The following is a 22,023-nucleotide window of genomic DNA, read 5'->3' on the forward strand; positions in this document are numbered from 1 at the left end:
ATGGGTGCACGTACAGGGAAAGAATACATTGAAGGTATTAAAGAACGGAATACGGAAGTTTGGATCCACGGTGAGAAAGTGGACGACGTCACTACACATCCTGCATTTAAAAATGTAGTCGAGAGCGTTGCGGGTCTTTATGATTTACAACATGAGAAGCCAGAGAAAATGTTGTATACTTCACCGAAATCTGGCGAAAAGGTAGGACTTTCATTTATTGCACCTAAAACAAAAGAGGATTTATTCAAAAGGCGTGAAATGCATACAGAATGGGCTGCATTTTCTGGGGGCATGATGGGGCGATCGCCGGATTATTTGAACACAAGCATTATGGCATTCGGGACAGCCAACCAGTTTTTTGCGCAAGCAGGCGGCGGAAGTGATCAATTTGCTAAAAATGCAGCAGATTACTATGAATATGCACGGGAAAATGATATTAGCTTAACGCATACATTAATCCATCCGCAAGTAAACCGGTCAAAGCTAACGCAATCAGAACAAAAAGATCCATTCCTCTCCGCACGTATTACGAAAAAAACATCAGACGGAATTATTGTCAATGGTTGTCGCCTTTTGGCAACACTTGGCGGAATCACGGATGAGCTCGTCGTATTCCCATCCACCATTAATAGAACGCCTGGCACTACAGATGATCCATTCGCATTTGCATTTGCAATTCCGAATAATACGAAGGGTTTAAAATTCCTATCCCGTGAATCTTTCGACTATGGGAAAAGTAAATGGGATCACCCGTTAGGCGCAAGGTTCGATGAAAGCGATGCCATTATTTCGTTTGAAGATGTATTAGTCCCGTGGGAAAGAGTATTTGTATGTGAAAGTACAGATATCTGTAATCGTACGTATACCGAGACAAATGCGGTTATACATATGACGCATCAAGTTATTTGCAAAAGCATCGTGAAAACTGAATTCATCTTAGGCGTTGTCGTCAGCATGATGGAAGCAATCGGTATCGATCAATTCATGCATGTTAAAGAAAAAGCAAGCGAAATCATGGTCATCCTGGAAGTGATGCGTTCCCATTTATATAAAGCTGAACACAATGCAAAAATCGATCAATATGGTAATATGACGCCGGACTTTGAACCGTTAAATGCGGCACGCAACTGGTTCCCGAAAATGTACCAGCGTATGAATGAAATAATAAAGATCTTAGGTGCTTCAGGATTGATGGCACTCCCAACTGAAGCGGACTTCAGCAACACGGACGTCGGCCCATTAGTCCATCGTTACACGCAAGGTGCGAATATAAACGGTGAGGAAAGAGTACAGCTATTCCGCCTCGCATGGGATATTTCCATCAGCGCATTCGGAAACCGCCAAGCACTTTATGAATATTACTTTTTCGGAGATCCAGTAAGAATGTCGAATGCATATTATGATGGATTTGATAAACAACCGTATAAAGATATGGTGACAAACTTCTTGAATAAAGCAAAAAAAGAGGCCGGCATACTATAAGTGAAAGAATTGTTGAAAGTGGGAAGGAGATTGGAGTATGGAACATGTAGATCCCGAGATAGATGATCGGTTGTTCAGAAATGTCATGGGCAGTTTTGCGACAGGTGTAACGGTAATTACGACAAAGGTTGCTGAAGAAGTGCATGGCATGACAGCAAATGCTTTTATGTCCATTTCTCTTAACCCGAAACTTGTCGCAATCAGTATCGCAGAAAATGCGAAAATGCTTCAGCATATAAAAGATGTTAGACAATTTGCGATTAACATATTATCAACTGACCAACAACAAATATCGAAGCAATTTTCAGGTCAACTGCATCTGAAATCTGAAATTACGTTCGGATCCTATAAAGGTTTGCCAGTGTTAGAAGAATCGTTAGCGATTGTCACTTGTGTGCTGCATAGTGAATTTGTTGCGGGAGATCATACGATTTTCATCGGTCATGTTACGGGCGTTAAGCTTGAAGAAAAAGCCCCATTACTATATAGCCAGGGAAAGTATCGCGAACTAAAAGAGCTTGAGGGGTAATTTGTTTGATAAATAAGAAGTACCATGCAAAGGAAATGTGTAATCACCAGGGAGGAGTGGGTTTTAGTGGCATATGAGGAAGAAAAAAAGAAGTTAAGAGGTTCAATTTGTCCTGTCATTACCCCATTTACAGAAAGCGGGGATATTGATGAAAAAACGTTTGTCGAATTGATCAACTGGCAAATTGAAAGTGGCAGCCACGGGATTTCTGTTACGGGAACAAGTGGTGAACCAAGTTCATTAACAATCGCTGAGAGAAAACGTGTTATGAGTTTAGCAAAAGAAACGATTGATGGACGTGTGTTTTTCACTCCAGGCACTGGGTCAACCAATCATGATGAAACAATGGAACTTACAAAATATGCCGAGGAAATAGGTGCGGATGCCGCGATGGTTATAGTGCCTTACTATAACAAACCGAACCAAGAAGCACTTTATCAGCATTTTAAAACGGTAGCAGATTCCGTTGAGATACCCATCATCATTTACAATATACCCGGTCGATCCGCTGTCAATATGGAAGTCAGTACGATGAAACGTCTAAGTGAAGATTGTCCGAACATTATAGGTGTAAAAGAATCGAATAAAGACTTTGAACATGTTAATCGTGTACTGCTAAATTGCGGAAGGGACTTTCTATTGTACTCAGGAATCGAACTCCTTTGCTATCCGATGTTAGCAATCGGGGGTGCAGGATTTATCAGTGCAACAGCAAACGTGGAGCCGAAAAAAGTAGCAGAACTTTATAATGCATGGAATGATGGAGATATAAAAAAAGCACAGGACCTTCACTTCGAATTAATGCCATTAAATGACGTGCTTTTCAAAGATACAAATCCATCACCAGTTAAAGTGGCACTTGGCATGATGGGGAAAATTACACCGAAGCTCCGCTTACCTTTAGGATTGCCATCAGCAGAAATACAAGAAGAAGTTCGTAAAACACTTTTGGACCTATCTATTCTATCGGAGGAAACCGCTGTAGGATAATTGAAGAAAAATAGAAAATAGGTGATGAGGATGATAACAACGAACGAAACGGTTTCTTTGAAACATGAAATACAAAAGAATATATCACTCTATATAAATGGGGAATTCACTTCCTCTGTAAGTGGGAACACCATCAAAAACATGAACCCGTTTACCAATGAACAAATCAATGAAGTCGCCGAAGGACAATCAGCTGACATTGATAAAGCAGTGGCAGCTGCCAGGGAAGCCTTTGATCACGGTCCTTGGAAAACGATGAAACTGAATGAAAGAATGGCATACATTTACCGTATTGCAGATTTGATTGATGAAGAAATAGAAAAAATAGCTTTTTTGGAAGCACTTGATACGGGACTTCCGATTAGTCAAACAAGAAATATGGTAAGCCGTGCTTCAGAAAATTTCAGATTTTATGCCCGCATGGTGGAAAGTCGTCTTGTTGGAGATGCCTATCAAGTGGATGATGAATTTATCAACTATACAATCCATTCGCCAGTAGGGGTTGCAGGATTAATCACACCATGGAATGCTCCTTTCATGTTAGAAACTTGGAAAGTGGCTCCCGCGCTTGCGACTGGTAATACAGTTGTTTTAAAACCGGCAGAACTTTCCCCACTTTCTGCTAATCTATTAGCAGAAGTGATCCATAAAGCTGATCTTCCGAAAGGTGTCTTCAATGTCGTTCATGGCTATGGTGAGATTGCAGGGGATGCGCTTGTCAGACACCCTGATGTTCAGCTTATTTCATTTACAGGAGAAACAAAAACAGGTTCAACAATTATAAAAAATAGTGCTGATACACTGAAGAGCTGCTCGATGGAACTTGGTGGGAAATCACCGATCATCGTCTTCGAAGATGCCGATTTCGATCGGGCTTTAGATGCTTGCGTGTGGGGGATCTATTCCTTCAATGGGGAACGCTGCACAGCAAACTCACGCTTGTTTTTACAAGAGGGGATCAAAGATAAATTCATTGAAGCTTTAAAGATCCGTGTTGCTGCAATTAAAATCGGAGATCCGTTAGACGCGGGAACGGAAGTAGGTCCATTGATTGATAAAGGACATTACAATAAAGTTAAAAGCTACTTGGAAATAGCGAGAGATGAAGGTGCAGAAGTCATTACCGGTGATATTCCAGCCGAATTCGCCAGAGGGAATTTTGTTGCGCCTACCCTTATACTGAATGCCGAAAATCACATGCGCGTAGCACAAGAAGAGATCTTCGGACCTGTATTGACCGTCATGACATTTAAAGATGAAGATGAGGCCGTTAAGTTAGCGAACGACGTCGATTATGGACTCGCGGGTTATGTATGGACGAATGATATCAAACGTGGCCACCGAGTAGCACATAAAATTGAAGCCGGAATGCTTTGGGTCAATGCTCAGAACGTACGCGATTTAAGAACACCTTTCGGAGGATCTAAATACTCTGGAATTGGACGTGAAGGAGGCCATTACGGCTTCGATTTTTATACTGAACTTAAAGTTATACATGTATCGATTGATGAGCATCGTATTCAGCAATTCGGAAAGAAATAGGGAAAGGTAGGGGGGACATAAATGGATTTTTCAATCATTCGAATCGCTAGAACCGTGCTTCATGTAGTGGATTTGCAGGCATCCCGCAAATTTTATGTGGATGGATTAGGTATGATTGAAACGGAAAGTGACGAGAATCATATTTATTTGAGAGGTTTAGAGGAACATTCCCATCACAGTTTACTATTGAAAAAAGCGGAAAAAGCAGCTGTTGAAGTGCTTAGTTATAAGGTTCAGAAAGAACAGGATCTTGATGAAATCGAAAAGCTTTTCATCTCACAAGGATTGAAAACAAGATGGTTGGCGAAAGGCCAACAACATCAGATGGGAAGAACCCTTCGCGTACATGATATATCAGGTATCCCATTGGAGTTTTTTGCAGAAATGACTGTCGTTGATCGGATGCTGCAGCGATATGACCACTATCGTGGTGCAAAAATTCAACGGATTGATCACGTTAATTGTGCAGTACCTGATGTCCAAAAAGCCTATGATTTTTATGTTAATCAGTTAGGGTTTTCCTGTTCAGAGTATACGGATACTGAAGATGGAAACCTATGGGCGGCATGGCTTTACCGAAAGCCGACGGTTCATGATCAGGCCTTCATGAATGGCCCGGGACCCAAATTGCATCATTTCGCGTATTCACTAACTGATCGGCTGAGTATACTTGACTGTTGCGATTGTTTAGCGAGTATGGGGTATGCAACATCGATTGAACGCGGACCTGGTCGTCATGGCTTATCCAACGCGTTCTTCCTTTATCTGAGAGATCCGGATGGTCACCGAATTGAACTTTACACTGGTGATTATTTAACAAGCGATCCGGACTTGAAGCCAAAACGCTGGGATTTAAATGATCCGCTCCGGCAAACTTTCTGGGGACACGAAGCTCCGGATTGCTGGTTTACTGATACAAGTACGTTTATGGATATTGAAACGGGCGATGAAATTGAAAGTGAAGAGCCGTTATTGAAACAAAGAAAACCGGAAATTATGGCTTAGAGACAGAGTGCCATGTTCTCATTGAATTTTGAATTGTTCCAGAACCTTGAACGCGTGAATTCTGTCGAATAATGTTATTAAATGCCTAACATCAGCAACGCTTATCGTCGGCGCTTACTGATGTTTCTTTTGTTTACGTAACATAATATTATTATGTAAACCAGGTAATCGCGAATGAATGAAATTTATTTCAATTCCATGTAGAATGAAATCGATAGAAGTATTGAAAGGGGATTAAAAACATGAACGCATATGATGAGTATATGAGAGGCATTGTTAAACCAATGCGTGAGGAGCTAGTGCAAACTGGATTTACAGAATTGACAACAGCTGAAGAAGTGGAAGGGACGATGAAATCACTTCAAGGAACCGCTTTAGTCGTTATTAATTCAGTATGTGGATGTGCTGCTGGACTGGCGCGGCCGGCTGTCAGAGAAGCGCTTAATGCTTCCAATGCAAAACCGGATCATTTATTCACAGTGTTTGCTGGTCAAGACAAAGAAGCGACAGCAATGATGAGAGATTTCTTCCCAGAAGTTCCACCAAGCTCACCTTCTATTGCTATATGGAAAGATGGTGCTTTGGCAAGTTTCATTCCGAGGGAACAGATTGAGAACTCCGAAATGGAACAGATCAAGGCTCACCTAACTGAGGAACTTGAACAAGTTTGCAAAAAGTGACAACAATTATCACAACAGCAGGAAGACCCGATGAAACGACCTATAATCTTGCAAAAGTTGCAAGTGATGAATTAGCGTATCCGATTGTGGAAAGGAAAAAGCGATCAATCTTGAGAATGCAGAATGAATATGAAGCCGATATTCTTGTTGCAGGAAAAGATCGTTACGAACTTTTTCGCATAGGAATGGACCAACCTTTCTTCTTTCATCCTAATTCTGCTGCATTCCGGTTAAAAAGAATTGCTAAGGGCGAAACGGATCCACTTATTGACGCGAGTCAATTGGTGGGAGGAGATACATTTCTCGATTGTACACTTGGATTTGCGTCCGATAGTATAATTGCTTCCTATATAATAGATGAAAACGGAAAATGTACTGGATTGGAAGCAGATCCGTCCGTTGCGTTTCTCACAAAGACGGGACTTAAAAAATTCCCTACTGACTCTGAGAAGCTAAAACTTGCGATGAAAGGCATAGAAGTGATTCATTCCGAAGCGATAGCATTTCTTTGTACCCAGGAAGATTCTTCATGGGATGTAGTGTATATCGACCCGATGTTTCATGCCCCAATTGAGGAATCGTCCAATTTCACGCCACTACGTCAGGCTGGAGTTCATACTGCATTAACCGAAGAATGGATGAAAGAGGCGTTCAGAGTATGCAAGCGTCGTGTCGTCGTGAAAGAAAGATTTGATTCACCTGTTTTTGAACAGTTCAATCTTGAACGTATCATACGACCAAATACAAAAATCCACTTTGGATATCTCACAAAATGATTAAAGCCGTCAACTCTGGCAAGAGTTGACGGCTTTATTTTTACTTTACTTCAGCGACATTTTGGTGATCAATCCAGCTTCGGGCGCCAAAGGCTCGGGGTCATAAGTCAAATATACTTCGTGGCAAAGAGCGCCACTCCGTATATTTGTCTTATGCCTGTCGCCTCTAACACGACGCCCTCCGCTTTTATCAATGCGTAAAGTTTAACGAGCTTAAATAAAGGACGAGAACGAGCATTCCGATTCCCATTAGTAATTGAACATCCATTTATAAAAACCTCCTTCATAAAACCTCACAAATTAGTTCAGTTTTATTGTACAATGAAATTAAGAAATAAGAAACCTTTTCAAGACTTTTACGTATGTACTATTAGTAAATCTATTTCCCGATTTGACACAAGTTTATTAATTAACATTCAAAATCTCATTTTATTAATAATTATACCTATAACCAATAAGCAGGTGATGAAGATGAAAAAGTACTTCCAAAAATTATTCATTGCAATTGTTGCCGTCCTAACACTTGGCGTCATATCACCAAGCCATGAAATATGGACAACCCTTCAACCAAAAGATAACGCAAGAACCGATTTACCTTCCACAACGAAACATGAACTTCAGTTAGGGCTCGAGGATTCGATATTTGAGCGGGAGACCTTTGAAGAAACACCTTCAATAGAGGAGATGTTGTTTAACCCAGCCAAAGAGCTCGCCTATTTGAAATTCGGTTCACGAATTGGCCCTGTCATCCAACACGAATTCGATCAAGTCATCTTCCCGAAAATGTCAGAAGTCATTGAATCGACGGTCGCTTCTGCTGGCGGCCATGAATACGGAAGAATTTTAATAACAGAAACACCTTCAGGTAACTATGCCGAGAAGATATTTCATGTTTCCGACACAAGCGTAAACAAGGATCTTGTCCGATTCCATGTGAGAACAGAGAAAAGACCACAAGATGGGTATTTCTACAACTTCCACTACCACACTGCTGATGATGGCTTTACTGTCCATCATTCTTTAGGAGATATCTATTGGTCGAAAAACACACCGCCGAAATGGTTATCATAAAACCATTTCGGCGGTTTTTGTTATGCTGAGCCAGTGGTTTTTGTTATACTGTCAGTTAAGCGTAAGGAGGAAATGGTATATGAAACAATACTTGGAGCTTTGTGCTCATATCATTGAACATGGAACTGTAAAGGAAGATAGGACGGGGACTGGAACGATAAGTGTTTTCGGCTATCAAATGAGATACGACTTGCAAAAGGGTTTTCCCCTTATGACTACAAAGAAAACTGCTTTCCGATTAATCGCATCTGAGCTTCTCTGGTTCCTTAAAGGGGATACAAATGTGAAGACATTGATCGAAGACCGAAATCCGATTTGGGATGAATGGGGATTCGAGCGATGGGTAAAGAGTGAAGATTATAATGGCCCCGATATGACTGATTTCGGTAAGCGCAGTCAACAAGATGAACAATTCGCTTCCGTTTATAAAGAGCAAATGGAGTTATATAAAAAACAAATTATTGAGGATGAAAATTTCGCTAAGGAATTTGGCGATTTAGGACCGATTTACGGAAAACAATGGCGTTCGTGGACAACAGGGAATGATTCTATCGATCAAATTGCAGCTCTAATTGAGGGCATCAAAAAAAATCCAGACTCAAGAAGACATATTGTCAGTGGTTGGAACCCTTCGGAAGTGAATGAAATGGCTCTGCCGCCATGTCATGCACTCTTCCAATTTTACGTAGCGGACGGAAAGCTTTCCTGCCAACTGTATCAAAGAAGTGGGGATGTTTTCCTTGGTGTACCGTTTAACATTGCCTCCTATGCATTACTAATTCATTTGATCGCCATCGAATGCGGGTTGGAAGTCGGGGAATTCATCCACACACTTGGAGATGCCCACATCTATTTGAATCATATCGAGCAGGTAAAGGAGCAATTATCGAGGACTCCTAAGGAATTACCAATTGTACACATTGATATGAATGGAAAATCGTCAATATTTGACCTTACATACGATGACATATCTGTTGAGGGTTACAATCCATATCCGAAAATTAAAGCGCCGATAGCAGTATAACGACTAACTGAGAGGGAGAATACGATGATTTCATTGCTTGTAGCCGTTGACTTAAACCGTGTTATTGGAGTAGACAATAAAATGCCATGGCATATCCCTGAGGAATTGAAGTATTTTAAAGAAGTGACGATGGGGAAAGCGATTGTTATGGGACGCAAAACGTACGAATCGATTGGACGACCATTGCCGGGAAGATTGAATATAATCATTACAAGAAATGAAGGGTATTCAGTTGAAGGCGCCGAAGTCTTACATGATTTGAATGCAGCAATTGAACGAGGAAAAGAATATTCGGAGGAAGTCGTCATTATCGGCGGGGCTGAAATTTTCAATTTATCAATGCCAATGGCTGACCGTCTATATATAACTGTCATTCGAAACAGTTATGAAGGCGACACGTTCTTTCCTGAATACAACGACGGCAACTGGAAACTCATATCCGAATCCGAAGACCACCACACAGCAGAGGGCATTCCATACTCCTATCTAATTTACGATAGGGCTAAGTAAATAAAGTTATTTCTTTGTAATTGGAAAGTTCCGTTGCTTGAAGCGAAAGGCGGCGACTCTAAGGGAGTAGGAAGTAATTAGCCCCTGCCTTAATTTCTGCAAAAAACCGCAGAAATACGGCAAATCGAACTCTTCGTGGTTCGATTGGAAACCGTCCGCCCGAAACGGAAAGCAACAGTTAGCGTCTTCATACATAAAGGAGGACGCTGAAAAACATGCAAACACTACCTGCTATGACAAACATATGCCAAATGCCATGATTGTACGGAATCTTTCTCCAAGCATAAAAAATGGAACCAAACGTATAAAATACCCCTCCCGCACATAGGAGAATAATACCCTCAATTGGCAACTACTCATAAAGAGGTTTAAACGCAAACACGATTAACCAACCCATAACAATATAGAAAACAAGCGATAAAGCTTCATACCTATGAATAAAAAAGACCTTGAAAAGTACACCGACAATCGCAAGACCCCAAATAATACCAAATAGGGTCCAACCAAGCACACCCTTTATGGTGACCAACAAAAACGGCGTGTAGGTCCCCGCAATTAGGATGTAAATTGCCGAGTGGTCGAAAATCGAAAACAATTTCTTCACTTTGACGGGCATACTATGGAGTAATGTGCTCATCAGAAATAATAGAAGCGTGGACACACCGAAAATTGTGAAGCTGACAACCGCTATAGCCGTTCCGTGGTTGACACCAGCAATAATGAGCAGAACGAGAGCAGGAATGCTTAATAGAAATCCAAGACCATGGGTGATCGCGTTCCATAGCTCTTCTCTCAGATTTTTATAATCAAATGCTTCAGCCATACACACATTCTCCTTTCTGTTACCATTACTATACTAAAATAAATTGAATATCTCCAATTTGACGAGGGAAGTGCTTTAGAATGAAAAAAATACACATTGTCACAGATTCGACTGCAGATTTGATCGAAAACTATACAGACCAATACGATATTCATGTCGTTCCTCTTACTATTCATATAGATGGTGAAACGTACATAGACAAAATCGACCTGCAGCCTGAATCATTTATGGAAAAAATGAAAAGTAGCAAAGAACTTCCGAAAAGTTCACAACCCGCAACCGGAGTCTTTAAAGAACTATATGATCGCCTTGGACAAGATGGGAGCGAAATCATATCAATTCATATGACTGGCGGAATGAGTGGAACTGTAAAATCGGCAGAAGCCGCTGCACAAATGACAGATTCCAATGTGACAGTCATCGATTCAATGTATATCTCACATGCCTTAACATTTCAAGTTGTTGAAGCGGCAAAAATGGCGAGTGAAGGAAAAAGTGTTAAGGAAATCGTAGAACGGTTAAAAGATGTGAGGAAAAATACGAAGTTGTTTGTCGTTGTTGATACCCTTGACAATTTGGTAAAAGGAGGACGTGTGGGAAAAGGGAAAGCGATGATTGGTTCATTATTGAATATAAAACCTATCGCGACTCTTCAAGATGGAGTCTATACCCCTGTGGGTAAAGCTCGCAGTCATAGACAAGTAGTATCCCACCTTTTTAAGGCGTTCAAGGAAGAGACTGCAGGGAAAATCATTCGGTCAATTGGGATTTCGCACGCAAACGGAATGGCGATGGCGGGACCACTATTGCAACTAATTGAAGAATCCGGATGGAAAGACATTAAATTCTCATTCACTTCTCCGATTATTAGCACCCATACAGGAGAAGGTGCAATCGGATTCATGTATTATACGGAATAAAGAACTCGTACGGTTCAAAAAATAAATAAAGGAGAACTGTGTTTATGAGAAGAATATTCATAGTGATCATCTTCTCATTCGTTTTAACGGGATGCCAGGAAAAAAGCATTTCCCAACCGAATCCCTTTTTCGAAAGGGAAGAAATTGCGTTTGAGGAATATATGGTCCCTGATTACTTTATCCCTGAAAACATCAATGTCATTGGACTTGGTGATTCATTAACCCAAGGCGTCGGAGATGAACTGAAAAGGGATGGCTATTTCGGACGGGTGGCACTTGCAATGAATTACTGGAAAGGCGTAAAAGAACTTCGATCTGAAAACTTAGCTAAAAGAGGTAGACGAAGCGATCAACTTATCAAACAGCTTGAAGAGCCGGAAATTCAAGCATCTGTAAAAAAAGCAGATGTCATTTATATGACAATTGGTGGAAATGATATGATGAAAATCGTAAAAGAACACCTCTTTGATTTAAAGACGAAGCCTTTTTACGTCGAATTAGGCAAATTTGAAAATCGACTTGATGAAATATTCAAGATGATTCGGGGATTAAACGGCGATGCCATGATAGTTGTGGCGGGACTATACAATCCTTTGTCAATTGTCATCGCCGAAGCGAATGAATTTGATACGATTATAGAAGACTGGAATGAGGCAATAGAAATACAAGCGATCATGGATGGTAAAGCCTGTTTTGTGCCAGTGAGTGATCTATTTGTCAGCAATGAAAACATGGTTTACCATACCGATTTCTTTCATCCGAATGCCAAAGGATATGAAAATATGGCAAATCGCTTCATCGAAAAAATCGATAGTTGTGGTTTGAGTGAAATGTCGGATGGGAAATTGGATATGTAGGGGTGGTCATTTGTGAACATATGGAAAATTGCATTTTTCAGTCTGTTGGGATTAATCGTAGCAGGTGTAATAGCGTTAGTGCTATATATTAATAGCCCTAAAGACTCGGAGCCACTTCCTTCATATGTACAATCTTCAAGTGGAAGTGTTTTAAGTATTAAAGCAACCAAGAAAGACCTGGAGTCTTTGGCGAATACTTATATCCAAAAAGCGATGAAGGGGGAGCCCCTTCCTGTAACAATGATTATAAAGGAAGATGTCATTCTGTTTTCCAAGTTGACAGTATTTGGATTTACGTTGCCGGTCATCATGCATTTTGATCCGGTAGTTTTAGAGGATGGGAATTTACTACTAAAACAATCATCATTAGAAATCGGTGATTTTAATTTCCCCCCTTCCACCGTACTTGAAATATTACGTGACACCATTGATTTACCCGAATGGATGGTTGTAAGGGCGAAAGAAGAAGAAATTTTCATCAACTTATCAGAATTACCGGTTTCGGGAAACATATTGATAAAAGCGAAATCGTTCAATCTCAAAGAAGATAATATCGAGCTTGAAGTGACAATTCCAAATCAATAAGGAGTGATATCAATGGCTAATCAAAAAGCTATATTTGCCGGAGGTTGTTTTTGGTGTATGGTAAAACCGTTTGACCGTTATGATGGCGTGATTTCTGTTGTTTCAGGGTACACTGGAGGGGATGTCGAAAATCCGTCCTACGAACTTGTTTGTACAAATACTACGGGACATCGTGAAGCAGTTGAGATAACATTTGATGATGAAGTTATTACGTACGAGGAACTTCTTTCTATTTTTTGGCGGCAAATTGATCCAACTGATTCCGGTGGGCAATTTTTTGACCGCGGAGAATCCTATCAAACAGCTATTTTTACGAATTCACCCGAACAATACGAAAAGGCGCTTCATTCAAAGATAGAACTTGAAACATCAGGAAAATTCTCTAAGTCAATCCAAACTGAGATCCTTCCAGCAAAACCATTCTATCCGGCCGAAGAGGGGCATCAAGACTATTATTTGAAAAACCCTTCCCATTATAATCATTATGCAATTGGTTCCGGACGCGAATCATTCAAAATAAATCACTGGGGTGAAGATGAATGAAGGAAGAACTTAAAAACAAATTAACAGCCATACAGTATTACGTGACACAGGAAAGCGGTACTGAGCCGCCTTTTCAAAATGAATATGATAGCCACTATGAAGAAGGCATCTATGTAGATATCGTTTCAGGAAAACCTTTGTTCAGTTCGAAGGATAAATACGATGCAGGATGTGGTTGGCCAAGTTTTACCAAACCGATCGAAAGTGCGGAAGTAACCGAGCATTTCGATTCAAGCCATGGAATGCGTAGAACTGAAGTACGAAGTAAAACAGCTGATTCCCATCTCGGACATGTATTCCCGGATGGACCCGGTCAGGGGGGCTTAAGGTATTGCATAAACTCAGCCGCACTGCGTTTCATCCCATTCAGTAAGCTCGAAGAGGAAGGCTATGGCCAATATACATCCCTATTTACTGAGTGAAGGGAGGAATAGAGATGGATCGATCTTTTTATCAATTTGTACTATCTTTTCGAGGAGGAAAGAAAGACGATTCAATGAGCGTATTCGCTGAGGCTATGTTCTATGATCAAAGCTTTCCAAGAGATGAAAGGGGATTTGATCCACTCTCCAGATATTTGGAGGAAAAGGCAGATCCTGAAATGCCAAGTGTAGTATTTGATGAATTATTCGAATTGTATCAAGAACGGTTTAGGTAATGCTGTCATAATTGCATAAAACAGCGTTTAACTGTATGATGTATTAAGAATTTGAAAGTGAGGGCATAAAAAATGAGTATACATATTAATGCGAAAAAAGGCGATATAGCAGATACAATTCTTCTGCCGGGAGATCCATTACGTGCGAAATATATCGCAGAGACATTTTTAGAGGATGTCACTCAGTACAATGAAGTAAGGAATATGTTCGGGTATACGGGTACGTACAAAGGAAAGCGAATTTCCGTTCAAGGTACAGGGATGGGGGTACCATCCATCTCAATTTACATTAATGAATTGATGCAGGAATATGATGTGCAAAAGCTAATTCGTGTGGGAACTTGCGGAGCGATCCAAAAAGACGTTAAAGTACGTGATGTAATTCTCGCCCAGACTGCAACGACTAACTCACCTATCAACAGAACATTCTTTAATGGGGTTGACTATGCGCCAACCGCTGATTTCGATTTATTGTTGAAGGCTTATAACGCTGGAGTGGAAAAAGGATTGCATTTGAAAGTTGGAAATGTATTCACTGAAGACTTCTTCTACAACGAACACGCAGAGCATGAGAAGCTTGCTCAATATGGTGTTCTTGCTGTTGAAATGGAAACTGCAGCTCTTTACACATTAGCCGCTAAGTTCGGTAGACAGGCGTTATCAGTATTAACAGTAAGTGATCACATCTTAACAGGGGAAGTTACCACTGCGGAAGAACGCCAAACAACTTTCAACGATATGATCGTTGTTGCGTTGGACGCTTCAATTCAATAATCGAGCATCGGAGGACCGCTTGCTGCATCATTGCGGTCCTTTTTTTGAATGGACGATAAAAGAAAGAAAGTGGGGAATGGGATGGACGAGAAAGAGAATAACGTTGGCCAGGAAAATGAGAAAAACTACGAACCACCTGCAAAACGTTTTATAAAATTAAAGCCGTTCTCCTTAGTCATGCTCATATTTGGCCTTGTGTTAACGACAGCCGGAGTTACGTTTTTTGCATTGACTACGGGCGAGGATAAGGTCGTAGAAGTGGTCAGTCCACAAAATCCTACAATCGAGCGTAAGGAATTTAAAAAATTATTTGATGCCTATGATGAATTGAAAAAAACCTACTTCAATGATATTGATGATACAGCGGTCATCGATGGTGCCATTAATGGAATGATTGATGCACTTGGCGACCCCTTTTCTGATTATTTGAATGAAAAGGAAGCAAAACAACTGAATGAAAGCATTTCTTCAAGTTTTCAAGGAATCGGTGCAGAAATCCAGGAATTGAATGGATATATTAATATCGTATCTCCTATTAAAAATTCACCTGCAGAACGTGCGGGACTGCTGCCGAATGACTTGATCATTGCAGTAGACGGAAAAAGCATTCAAGGAATGTCTTCATCTGAAGCTGTCCTACTAATCCGCGGTGAAAAAGGGACGACAGTAACGTTAACGGTTCGTCGTGGTGAAATGAGTGAACCGTTTGATGTATTAATTGAAAGAGACGTCATCCCAATTGAAACGGTTTATACTGAAATGCTTGAGGACAATATAGCCCATATTCGAATTACTAGTTTCTCCGAACATACGTATGAAGAATTGCTGTCAGCGTTAGATGAGATGGAAGCTAAGGGTATGGAAGGGCTAATCGTTGATGTTCGCCAAAACCCTGGGGGGATGTTGAATACTGCAATTGATATCTCCGATTTATTCGTTGAGAAAAATAAGAATCTATTCCAATATCAAGGTAAAGGAAATAACCCTGAGGTTTATGTCGCATCTAATGGTCGTAAAGTAAAGGTGCCTGTTGCTATGATCATCGATGACGGAAGTGCGTCAGCATCTGAAATTTTGGCAGGTGCACTAAAGGAATCAGCAAATGTACCGTTAGTCGGTATTAAAACTTACGGTAAAGGAACTGTTCAAACACCTAAGAATTTATCAGATGGTTCCAATCTGAAACTGACTACTGCAAAATGGTTGACACCTGATGGTAATTGGATCCATGAAAAAGGTATTGAACCCGATATAGAAGTTCAGTACCCGACATACGCAATGCTTCCATTCCTTGATCCAACTATGGAGATGAAAGACGGAATGATCTCTCCGTTAGTGAAAACTGCAGAGGAAATGTTAAGTGCGGTTGGATTTGACCCAGGCGATGTTGACGGCCTATTTGATCAAAACACAGAGGAAGCGGTTAAATCACTGCAACGGGAATTGTCTATAGACGAAGATGGCATCCTTGTTGGAGATACGACTTTCGGTTTAATGAATCGTTTGAGAACCAAAATGCATGATGAAGATCCTCAACTGTTAAAAGCAAAAGAAATCTTATTAGAGACCATCAAAAAGTAAATCAACAATATAAGTAGAGGTGGAATTTCAGTTTTCCTCCTCTGCTTTTTTAGTTTGTAATAAAAATGAGGTGTAAAAATGATTGATGTCTATTTGTTAAGTGGTTTTTTAGGAAGCGGGAAAACATCTTTATTAATGAATTTAATCTCCGAATTGAAAGAGATCGGAAGAAAACCGGCAGTTCTAATGAATGAGTTCGGTTCTATCTCTATAGATTCGGATACCGTTGGGCAATCACAGGACGTTCCACTTAAGGAACTCCTTAACGGCTGTATTTGCTGCAGCGGATCAGAAAAAACGGAAGCACAATTGCAAGGGCTTTTGGAAGAGCATGATGTCGATGTTATTTTAATCGAAACTACTGGCGCAGCGCATCCAGTGGAAGCCTTGGATGCCGTCTATTCGCCTTTATTTGCCGAAAAGCTTCGTGTTAAGGGAATCGTCACAGTTGCTGATACTAAAAGATGGCTTGAACGTGACAAAATGTCTCCTCAAATCCGTTCCTTATTCATGGAACAGATTAGGCACGCCCACATCATACTTGCAAATAAAACAGATCTATTGACCGAAGGAGAATTGGCCACTGTTTCAATGGAGCTTTCTAATTTTAACAACACTGCGCCAGTTATACAGACAACGAAAGCACAGTTATCCTTTTCTTTTATCGAAGAAACGCTAGGAAATATTCAAAATGATGAAGTGAAAACCGTAATTTCTGGCAAACATCTTCCTTTGACATCTAAGCTGCTCACTTTTGAAAAAGCCGTTGACAAAGAAGAGTTTGAAATGTGGGTCCGCTCATTGCCGGATACTGTATATCGTATGAAAGGATATGTGCCCCTTAAAGGCGCTAAAAATCCATACCTGTTCCAATATGCATACGGAATGGTCAATTGGATGCCTGAATACGTTAAGATGGAAGCACGTTTAGTTATAATTGGTGAAGGTGTAAGTCAGCTAAAATACCAATAATCGTCTACTGGTCTAAGAACTGTCAACCCCCTTTCATATGAAATAATAGACGAGTTGCCCAACATTAGCCAATTTACTAGTTAGCGATTTCCCTTTCTAAGGGTATCTAAAAACCAATTGGACTTTTTGGCAAATCACGCCAACTCTTTATATTCTTCCTTACGTTATGATAGATTGCGAAGGGAGGAGTTAAGAGATGAAAAAAACGATGTCTGTCATCTTACTCGGCTCGGCGCTCTTACTATCGAACAACAATAGTGCTGAAGCTTCTTATCAAAATAATGATTATAAGGTTAATTTCGCTAAACCTACAATCGAGTATTATAGCTTCCAAGGGAAGGTAACTTTAAATAACAATCAAAATATTAACCAATACGAGGTATTGAATAAATATTTAAGCGAATTAGAAAAACAATTTGGTACAAAATTCATATGGAATTTACCAAACAATGTTGCGACACCTGTTGAACAACCTAAACCGGTTGAAAAGCCTGTAACGAAACCTAAACCAGTAGAGAAGCCGGTAGAAGTACAAAAACCGGTTGAAAAGCCAGTGGAAGCTTCAAAACCGGTCGAAAAGCCAGTTGAACAAGCAAAACCGCAAGAACCAGCAAGACCAAATGTACCAGAGCAACAAGAACAGCCTTCAACACCTGTTCAAAATGAAACATCCAATTCTGCACAAAATTCTTCAGCATCTGCTATTGAAAAAGCTGTACTTGACCTAACAAATGTCGAGCGACAAAAAGCAGGCTTAAAGCCTTTGCAAATGGATGAGAAAGTAATGGCATCTGCACGTCAAAAGTCAGCGGATATGTCTAAGAACAATTATTTCGATCATACTAGCCCAACGTACGGTTCTCCGTTCGATCAAATGAAAGCAAATGGCATTTCTTATCGTGCAGCTGCTGAAAACATTGCAATGGGTCAACGTTCTGCCGAAGAAGTTGTTAAAGCATGGATGGAGTCTCCAGGTCATAGACAAAACATTTTAACTCCAGAGTTCACACATATTGGTATCGGTTTTGACCAAAATGGTAATTACTGGACACAACAATTCATTCAAAAATAATATACGAAAGGAACATGGTCGGGATGTCTCCGGCCATGTTCTTTTTTTGCATAAAAGCTTATGATGGCGGCGATACTCAATGCAATGGGGTGATGTCATTGAGCAACACAAGCAAGCAGGTAGTCGATAAGAAATACTTGAAACAACTTTTTTTCAATTCAACAGATTGCGTTATAAACGATGTCGACTGGCCAATAGGCAAAGGGATATTATGCTATTATTCATCATTGGCTGACGGAGCCGAAGTAAACAAACAGATTAATATTATTCAGCAAAGAGCATCGGAGAAAATGAGTAACTGGGGCAAGACTGCCGCATCGAATGTCAAACCATATTCGGAAGATGAGTTAGTAAAGGCTGTTTGCAAAGGACTGACGGCTGTTATATTTCCTGAAGCCCAAGTGATGTTGACCATTTCAGCGCAAATCGATTTTAGCAGGGCACCTGCTGAACCCATCAGCGAGCAAATTGTCCGGGGTGCACATGATGGATTCGTTGAAAACGTACAGAAGAATCTCACCCTTGTTCGTCAAAAACTTGGGAGAAGGGACCTTATCGTCAAATCAATTCAGGTTGGTCAAAATACAATTACGGATATAACGTATCTTTATATTGATTCGTTTGCAGATAAAGAGGTAGTCGAACAATTTGAATCCCGCTTACGCGAGATTCAGAATGAAAACATTATGAATACCGGAGAAATTGAAGACTACTTGGAAGATGATGTTTTCTCACCTTTTCCACAACTCTTGAATACGGAAAGGCCAGACCGGGTCGTCTTCAATTTAATGGAAGGGAAAATCGCTATTTTCACCGATCAATCACCGACAGTATTGATTGCGCCGGTAACTTTTTTTTCATTTTACCAATCTCCGGATGATTTTAATGGTCGTGTCGTCGTCGGATCTTTTTTTCGGCTATTAAGGATTGCAAGTTTAGTGATTGCCATCTATCTTCCTTCATTTTATATCGCGGTTGTTAGCTTTCATTCAGAAATATTGCCAATAGAAATTAGTAAGAAAGTTAAATTAGCGATTAACGACATTCCTTATCGTCCCATTTTCGAAGCTATTATTATGGAGCTCTTTATTGAATTGATTAGAGAGGCGAGTATTCGGCTTCCGAAGCCGATTGGTCAAACAATAGGAGTTGTTGGCGGTTTGATCATCGGGGATGCAATTGTTAAAGCTGGATTAGTCTCGAATTTAATGGTAATTGTTGTAGCGTTGACGGCAATTTCAAGCTTTGTCGTACCGACTCTTGAGATGAATACATCCATTCGAATATTAAGATTTCCTTTCATGGCTGCCGCAGCAATCTTTGGTTTTTTTGGCATGGCAATCGGAACGATTGTATTACTTATTCATCTATTATCATTATCATCTTTGAGACAACCGTATTTTGCGCCGTTCATTCCGTTAGATACGTCTAGATTCATTGATGTATTTTTCCGGACTCCATATTTTAAGTTTCATAAACAGCAAAAGACGTTTTCATTCAGAATGAAAAAGAAAGGCCGGAAATCATAATGTTCACATTATCGAGGATCCAGTTTTTCTTGCTCCTTTTTGTTGTACAGACGGGGACTGTCTTCGTCTCTTTTCAACATCGGTTGATCAATATAGCAGGAACGACTTCATGGGTCGTATTCATCGCAGCTGGCTTAATGCATTACGTTCTATTATTGCTCTATGAAAAATTTTATAAGCGATTCAAGCCGGGGCGATTTGTTGCGGGATTATATATTGCGTATTGGTCTTTCGCGATCATTGCTTTTCTTTCCTATGTCAATTACACATTATCAGTATGGATATTCCCGAACACTCCACAAATTGTGACGATGGCAATAATCGTCGGAGTGTCGCTTTATGCAAACACAAGAAGAATCGAGGCGGTAATCAATTTACCTTCAATCATATTAGCGTTATTTCCGATTTTTATCGTCTTTTTATTTATGGCAATACCGGATCTTGTATGGACATGGTTGTTTCCAGTGAAACTAACGGAAATCAAACCACTATTGAGAGGCTTGTTCATGGCGCAGGCCACATTCATTGGTATAGAATTTTACTTGTTTTTCAGAAAGTACGTCATCCAAAAGGTTAAAGGCATGCCATTATTCATATATCAGTTAACTTGGTTCTTTTTTTTCTTTACAATTTTGGTTTTTATTCTTCTTTTTTTTCCTGTGCATGCAATCACATTCATACCGGAACCACTCCTTCACATTTTGAAAGCTCAAAAGGTTACATTCGTTGAACGGCTGGATTTGTTTTTCTTGTTCATATGGGTAATTTGGAGCGTCATTGCAATTACACTATATTTTTTCATGTGCGTCCAAGCTCGTCGAATCTATTTCAACAATGAAAATAAATTTTATACCGTCTTATTGCATTGTCTCATAATCATCGTTTCTTCGTATTTTGCAACGAAAGATCGATCCGATATGCTTCGGCAATTAATTGTCTATCCGCATATCCTTTTTACAATATTGATTCCTGCAGTAGTCATTTTGTTAAATAGGGGGAACAAGAATTGAATAAAAGAATGTTGCCGGTACTATTATTTGGGCTGTTTCTGCTTGGAGGATGTTGGGATGAAGCTCAATATAAGGACATTACAATCGTTCCAGTGATGGGATTGACAAATGGGGATAAGGTAGGAGAAGTAAAAGCGATATTTTCTTTTCCAACTTTTGATGAGGACACGATTACATACGCACAATCCGAAGGGACGGGGATTTCGACACGTGCCGCCCGTGAAGCTGCTGCCCATCATACAATGGAAGCACTTGACGTATCCCATCTTGAAGTATTGTTAATATCAAGTGAAATGGCAAAAAAAGACCTTTACCCTGAATTGGACATGTTTTTAAGAACACCAAGGAATCGCATTACAAGTTACATTGCCATTGTGGAGGGAGATATGAAACAATATTTCGATCCCCCGGGAGATCTAAAGAGCGAGGTTGCGAACTATTATCCTGAATTACTGCGTACTGCCGAACTGTATACATATATGACGGTAGGTACAATGGAAAATGCAGTGAAATTAATGCTTGAAGATTCGATGGACCTAAGTTTACCCTATTTGATCATTGATGATAGTGGAATTCCTACATTGGATGGAATTGCACTGTTCAGCAATAAAAAATTCACAGGGCAAATATTGAGAAAGCAAGATGCGGTTTTGACGGGCGTGATGCAAAGCAAACTTGGAAAATATACACGAGTCAGTTTTGAATGGAAGGAAAAAAAGAGTCCAATTACGATTCAAGTAATAAAGGTTCGTAGAAAGTTGAAAATTTCAAATGAGCAAGTCAAAATGAGTTTCGATATCGATGTTAGTGTTGAAGAATTCCCCATAAATGACTTGTACAAAAAACAAAGCCGAAAAGAGGCAGAAAAATTTCTGTCTACCGAGTTTAAAAAAAGTTTTGAAAAAATTATCGCCACAACCCAAGAAGCAAAAAGCGATATCCTCGGTGTTGGACGGAAAGTCCATGCATTCCATACGGAATTGTGGAAGAAAGGGGATTGGCAGGAAACGTATTCCACTTTATCCATCGAGGTTGATGTGAAAGTGAATATGAAAAGGACAAGTATATTGGATTGAAAAATCCCGAGCCG

23 protein-coding genes and 1 pseudogene are annotated in these 22,023 nt (G+C 40.1%); 23 read left to right on the forward strand and 1 reads right to left on the reverse strand.

The window, feature by feature from the left end; all coding sequences use genetic code 11:
• The 10 genes from hpaB to ACFPZG_RS08135 all read left to right on the forward strand — a co-directional run bounded on the left by hpaB (position 1) and on the right by ACFPZG_RS08135 (position 9,609).
• A complete protein-coding gene (hpaB, locus tag ACFPZG_RS08090) occupies positions 1-1,482 on the forward strand; it encodes a 4-hydroxyphenylacetate 3-monooxygenase, oxygenase component (protein WP_317939977.1) in 1,482 nt (493 codons plus the stop codon).
• A 37-nt stretch (positions 1,483-1,519) separates the two neighbouring features.
• Positions 1,520-2,011 (forward strand): flavin reductase family protein, encoded by a 492-nt coding sequence (locus ACFPZG_RS08095; protein ID WP_283731965.1) that lies wholly within the window; start codon positions 1,520-1,522, stop codon positions 2,009-2,011.
• Between the two features lie 66 nt (positions 2,012-2,077).
• Positions 2,078-3,001, forward strand: a complete 924-nt coding sequence (hpaI, locus tag ACFPZG_RS08100) for a 2,4-dihydroxyhept-2-ene-1,7-dioic acid aldolase (RefSeq protein WP_283731964.1) — start codon at positions 2,078-2,080, stop codon at positions 2,999-3,001.
• Positions 3,002-3,025: 24 nt separating this feature from the next.
• Entirely contained in the window at positions 3,026-4,543 is a 1,518-nt protein-coding gene (gene hpaE / locus ACFPZG_RS08105; RefSeq protein WP_381427183.1) for a 5-carboxymethyl-2-hydroxymuconate semialdehyde dehydrogenase, read from the forward strand.
• Positions 4,544-4,564: 21 nt separating this feature from the next.
• A complete protein-coding gene (gene hpaD, locus ACFPZG_RS08110; RefSeq protein ID WP_283731962.1) occupies positions 4,565-5,548 on the forward strand; it encodes a 3,4-dihydroxyphenylacetate 2,3-dioxygenase in 984 nt (327 codons plus the stop codon).
• A gap of 242 nt (positions 5,549-5,790) precedes the next feature.
• Entirely contained in the window at positions 5,791-6,228 is a 438-nt protein-coding gene (locus ACFPZG_RS08115; protein ID WP_283731961.1) for a BrxA/BrxB family bacilliredoxin, read from the forward strand.
• On the forward strand, positions 6,225-7,004 hold the full coding sequence (locus tag ACFPZG_RS08120; protein ID WP_317940237.1) for a class I SAM-dependent methyltransferase: 780 nt from the start codon (positions 6,225-6,227) through the stop codon (positions 7,002-7,004). Before ACFPZG_RS08115 ends, ACFPZG_RS08120 begins: the two co-directional genes overlap by 4 nt.
• 471 nt (positions 7,005-7,475) lie before the next feature.
• A complete protein-coding gene (locus ACFPZG_RS08125; RefSeq protein ID WP_283731958.1) occupies positions 7,476-8,075 on the forward strand; it encodes a YpjP family protein in 600 nt (199 codons plus the stop codon).
• A 79-nt stretch (positions 8,076-8,154) separates the two neighbouring features.
• Entirely contained in the window at positions 8,155-9,099 is a 945-nt protein-coding gene (locus ACFPZG_RS08130) for a thymidylate synthase (protein ID WP_317939978.1), read from the forward strand.
• A gap of 24 nt (positions 9,100-9,123) precedes the next feature.
• The gene (locus ACFPZG_RS08135) at positions 9,124-9,609 is read left to right on the forward strand and encodes a dihydrofolate reductase (RefSeq protein WP_283731956.1); all 486 of its coding nucleotides are present in this window, start codon (positions 9,124-9,126) and stop codon (positions 9,607-9,609) included.
• A gap of 187 nt (positions 9,610-9,796) precedes the next feature.
• Here the strand turns inward: ACFPZG_RS08135 and trhA are convergent.
• Positions 9,797-10,432, reverse strand: a pseudogene (gene trhA / locus ACFPZG_RS08140) (PAQR family membrane homeostasis protein TrhA).
• An 80-nt stretch (positions 10,433-10,512) separates the two neighbouring features.
• Between trhA and ACFPZG_RS08145 the strand changes: the two are divergent.
• The 13 genes from ACFPZG_RS08145 (at position 10,513) to ACFPZG_RS08205 (ending at position 22,009) form a co-directional block, all read left to right on the forward strand.
• Complete coding sequence (locus ACFPZG_RS08145; RefSeq protein ID WP_317939979.1) at positions 10,513-11,352, forward strand: DegV family protein; 840 nt, start codon at positions 10,513-10,515, stop codon at positions 11,350-11,352.
• Between the two features lie 44 nt (positions 11,353-11,396).
• Positions 11,397-12,209 carry a GDSL-type esterase/lipase family protein gene (locus ACFPZG_RS08150; protein ID WP_317939980.1) on the forward strand — a complete coding sequence of 271 codons (813 nt, stop codon included), beginning with the start codon at positions 11,397-11,399 and terminating at the stop codon, positions 12,207-12,209.
• Positions 12,210-12,221: 12 nt separating this feature from the next.
• Positions 12,222-12,794, forward strand: coding sequence for a YpmS family protein (locus ACFPZG_RS08155; RefSeq protein ID WP_283731953.1), 573 nt, complete (start codon positions 12,222-12,224; stop codon positions 12,792-12,794).
• A 12-nt stretch (positions 12,795-12,806) separates the two neighbouring features.
• Positions 12,807-13,337 (forward strand): peptide-methionine (S)-S-oxide reductase MsrA, encoded by a 531-nt coding sequence (gene msrA, locus ACFPZG_RS08160; protein ID WP_283731952.1) that lies wholly within the window; start codon positions 12,807-12,809, stop codon positions 13,335-13,337.
• A complete protein-coding gene (gene msrB, locus ACFPZG_RS08165) occupies positions 13,334-13,759 on the forward strand; it encodes a peptide-methionine (R)-S-oxide reductase MsrB (RefSeq protein WP_283731951.1) in 426 nt (141 codons plus the stop codon). The genes msrA and msrB overlap by 4 nt, the downstream gene beginning before the upstream one ends.
• 14 nt (positions 13,760-13,773) lie before the next feature.
• Positions 13,774-13,995, forward strand: coding sequence for a YozE family protein (locus ACFPZG_RS08170; protein WP_283731950.1), 222 nt, complete (start codon positions 13,774-13,776; stop codon positions 13,993-13,995).
• Positions 13,996-14,067: 72 nt separating this feature from the next.
• The gene (gene deoD, locus ACFPZG_RS08175; RefSeq protein WP_317939981.1) at positions 14,068-14,769 is read left to right on the forward strand and encodes a purine-nucleoside phosphorylase; all 702 of its coding nucleotides are present in this window, start codon (positions 14,068-14,070) and stop codon (positions 14,767-14,769) included.
• Positions 14,770-14,850: 81 nt separating this feature from the next.
• Complete coding sequence (locus ACFPZG_RS08180; protein ID WP_283731949.1) at positions 14,851-16,350, forward strand: lmo1851 family serine protease; 1,500 nt, start codon at positions 14,851-14,853, stop codon at positions 16,348-16,350.
• Between the two features lie 78 nt (positions 16,351-16,428).
• Positions 16,429-17,322 carry a CobW family GTP-binding protein gene (locus ACFPZG_RS08185; protein ID WP_317939982.1) on the forward strand — a complete coding sequence of 298 codons (894 nt, stop codon included), beginning with the start codon at positions 16,429-16,431 and terminating at the stop codon, positions 17,320-17,322.
• A gap of 196 nt (positions 17,323-17,518) precedes the next feature.
• Positions 17,519-18,394 carry a CAP domain-containing protein gene (locus ACFPZG_RS08190; RefSeq protein WP_283731948.1) on the forward strand — a complete coding sequence of 292 codons (876 nt, stop codon included), beginning with the start codon at positions 17,519-17,521 and terminating at the stop codon, positions 18,392-18,394.
• A gap of 98 nt (positions 18,395-18,492) precedes the next feature.
• Entirely contained in the window at positions 18,493-19,923 is a 1,431-nt protein-coding gene (locus tag ACFPZG_RS08195; RefSeq protein ID WP_317939983.1) for a spore germination protein, read from the forward strand.
• Entirely contained in the window at positions 19,923-20,933 is a 1,011-nt protein-coding gene (locus ACFPZG_RS08200; RefSeq protein ID WP_283731945.1) for a GerAB/ArcD/ProY family transporter, read from the forward strand. The genes ACFPZG_RS08195 and ACFPZG_RS08200 overlap by 1 nt, the downstream gene beginning before the upstream one ends.
• On the forward strand, positions 20,930-22,009 hold the full coding sequence (locus ACFPZG_RS08205; protein ID WP_317939984.1) for a Ger(x)C family spore germination protein: 1,080 nt from the start codon (positions 20,930-20,932) through the stop codon (positions 22,007-22,009). The genes ACFPZG_RS08200 and ACFPZG_RS08205 overlap by 4 nt, the downstream gene beginning before the upstream one ends.
• The last annotated feature ends 14 nt before the right edge of the window (positions 22,010-22,023 follow it).

Source organism: Sporosarcina thermotolerans (assembly GCF_042658975.1).
In the GTDB taxonomy this organism is placed as follows: Bacteria; Bacillota; Bacilli; order Bacillales_A; family Planococcaceae; genus Sporosarcina; species Sporosarcina thermotolerans.

Excerpts from the sequence above, each read along its gene's own strand:
- ACFPZG_RS08180 (WP_283731949.1), top strand. The coding sequence starts at position 14,851 with ATGGACGAGAAAGAGAATAACGTTGGCCAGGAAAATGAGAAAAACTAC.
- ACFPZG_RS08200 (WP_283731945.1), top strand. The coding sequence starts at position 19,923 with ATGTTCACATTATCGAGGATCCAGTTTTTCTTGCTCCTTTTTGTTGTA.
- deoD (WP_317939981.1), top strand. The coding sequence starts at position 14,068 with ATGAGTATACATATTAATGCGAAAAAAGGCGATATAGCAGATACAATT.
- hpaD (WP_283731962.1), top strand. The coding sequence starts at position 4,565 with ATGGATTTTTCAATCATTCGAATCGCTAGAACCGTGCTTCATGTAGTG.
- msrA (WP_283731952.1), top strand. The coding sequence starts at position 12,807 with ATGGCTAATCAAAAAGCTATATTTGCCGGAGGTTGTTTTTGGTGTATG.
- hpaB (WP_317939977.1), top strand. The coding sequence starts at position 1 with ATGGGTGCACGTACAGGGAAAGAATACATTGAAGGTATTAAAGAACGG.
- ACFPZG_RS08125 (WP_283731958.1), top strand. The coding sequence starts at position 7,476 with ATGAAAAAGTACTTCCAAAAATTATTCATTGCAATTGTTGCCGTCCTA.
- ACFPZG_RS08130 (WP_317939978.1), top strand. The coding sequence starts at position 8,155 with ATGAAACAATACTTGGAGCTTTGTGCTCATATCATTGAACATGGAACT.
- ACFPZG_RS08190 (WP_283731948.1), top strand. The coding sequence starts at position 17,519 with ATGAAAAAAACGATGTCTGTCATCTTACTCGGCTCGGCGCTCTTACTA.
- ACFPZG_RS08095 (WP_283731965.1), top strand. The coding sequence starts at position 1,520 with ATGGAACATGTAGATCCCGAGATAGATGATCGGTTGTTCAGAAATGTC.
- ACFPZG_RS08185 (WP_317939982.1), top strand. The coding sequence starts at position 16,429 with ATGATTGATGTCTATTTGTTAAGTGGTTTTTTAGGAAGCGGGAAAACA.
- ACFPZG_RS08135 (WP_283731956.1), top strand. The coding sequence starts at position 9,124 with ATGATTTCATTGCTTGTAGCCGTTGACTTAAACCGTGTTATTGGAGTA.
- msrB (WP_283731951.1), top strand. The coding sequence starts at position 13,334 with ATGAAGGAAGAACTTAAAAACAAATTAACAGCCATACAGTATTACGTG.
- hpaE (WP_381427183.1), top strand. The coding sequence starts at position 3,026 with ATGAGGATGATAACAACGAACGAAACGGTTTCTTTGAAACATGAAATA.
- ACFPZG_RS08145 (WP_317939979.1), top strand. The coding sequence starts at position 10,513 with ATGAAAAAAATACACATTGTCACAGATTCGACTGCAGATTTGATCGAA.
- ACFPZG_RS08150 (WP_317939980.1), top strand. The coding sequence starts at position 11,397 with ATGAGAAGAATATTCATAGTGATCATCTTCTCATTCGTTTTAACGGGA.
- ACFPZG_RS08115 (WP_283731961.1), top strand. The coding sequence starts at position 5,791 with ATGAACGCATATGATGAGTATATGAGAGGCATTGTTAAACCAATGCGT.
- ACFPZG_RS08170 (WP_283731950.1), top strand. The coding sequence starts at position 13,774 with ATGGATCGATCTTTTTATCAATTTGTACTATCTTTTCGAGGAGGAAAG.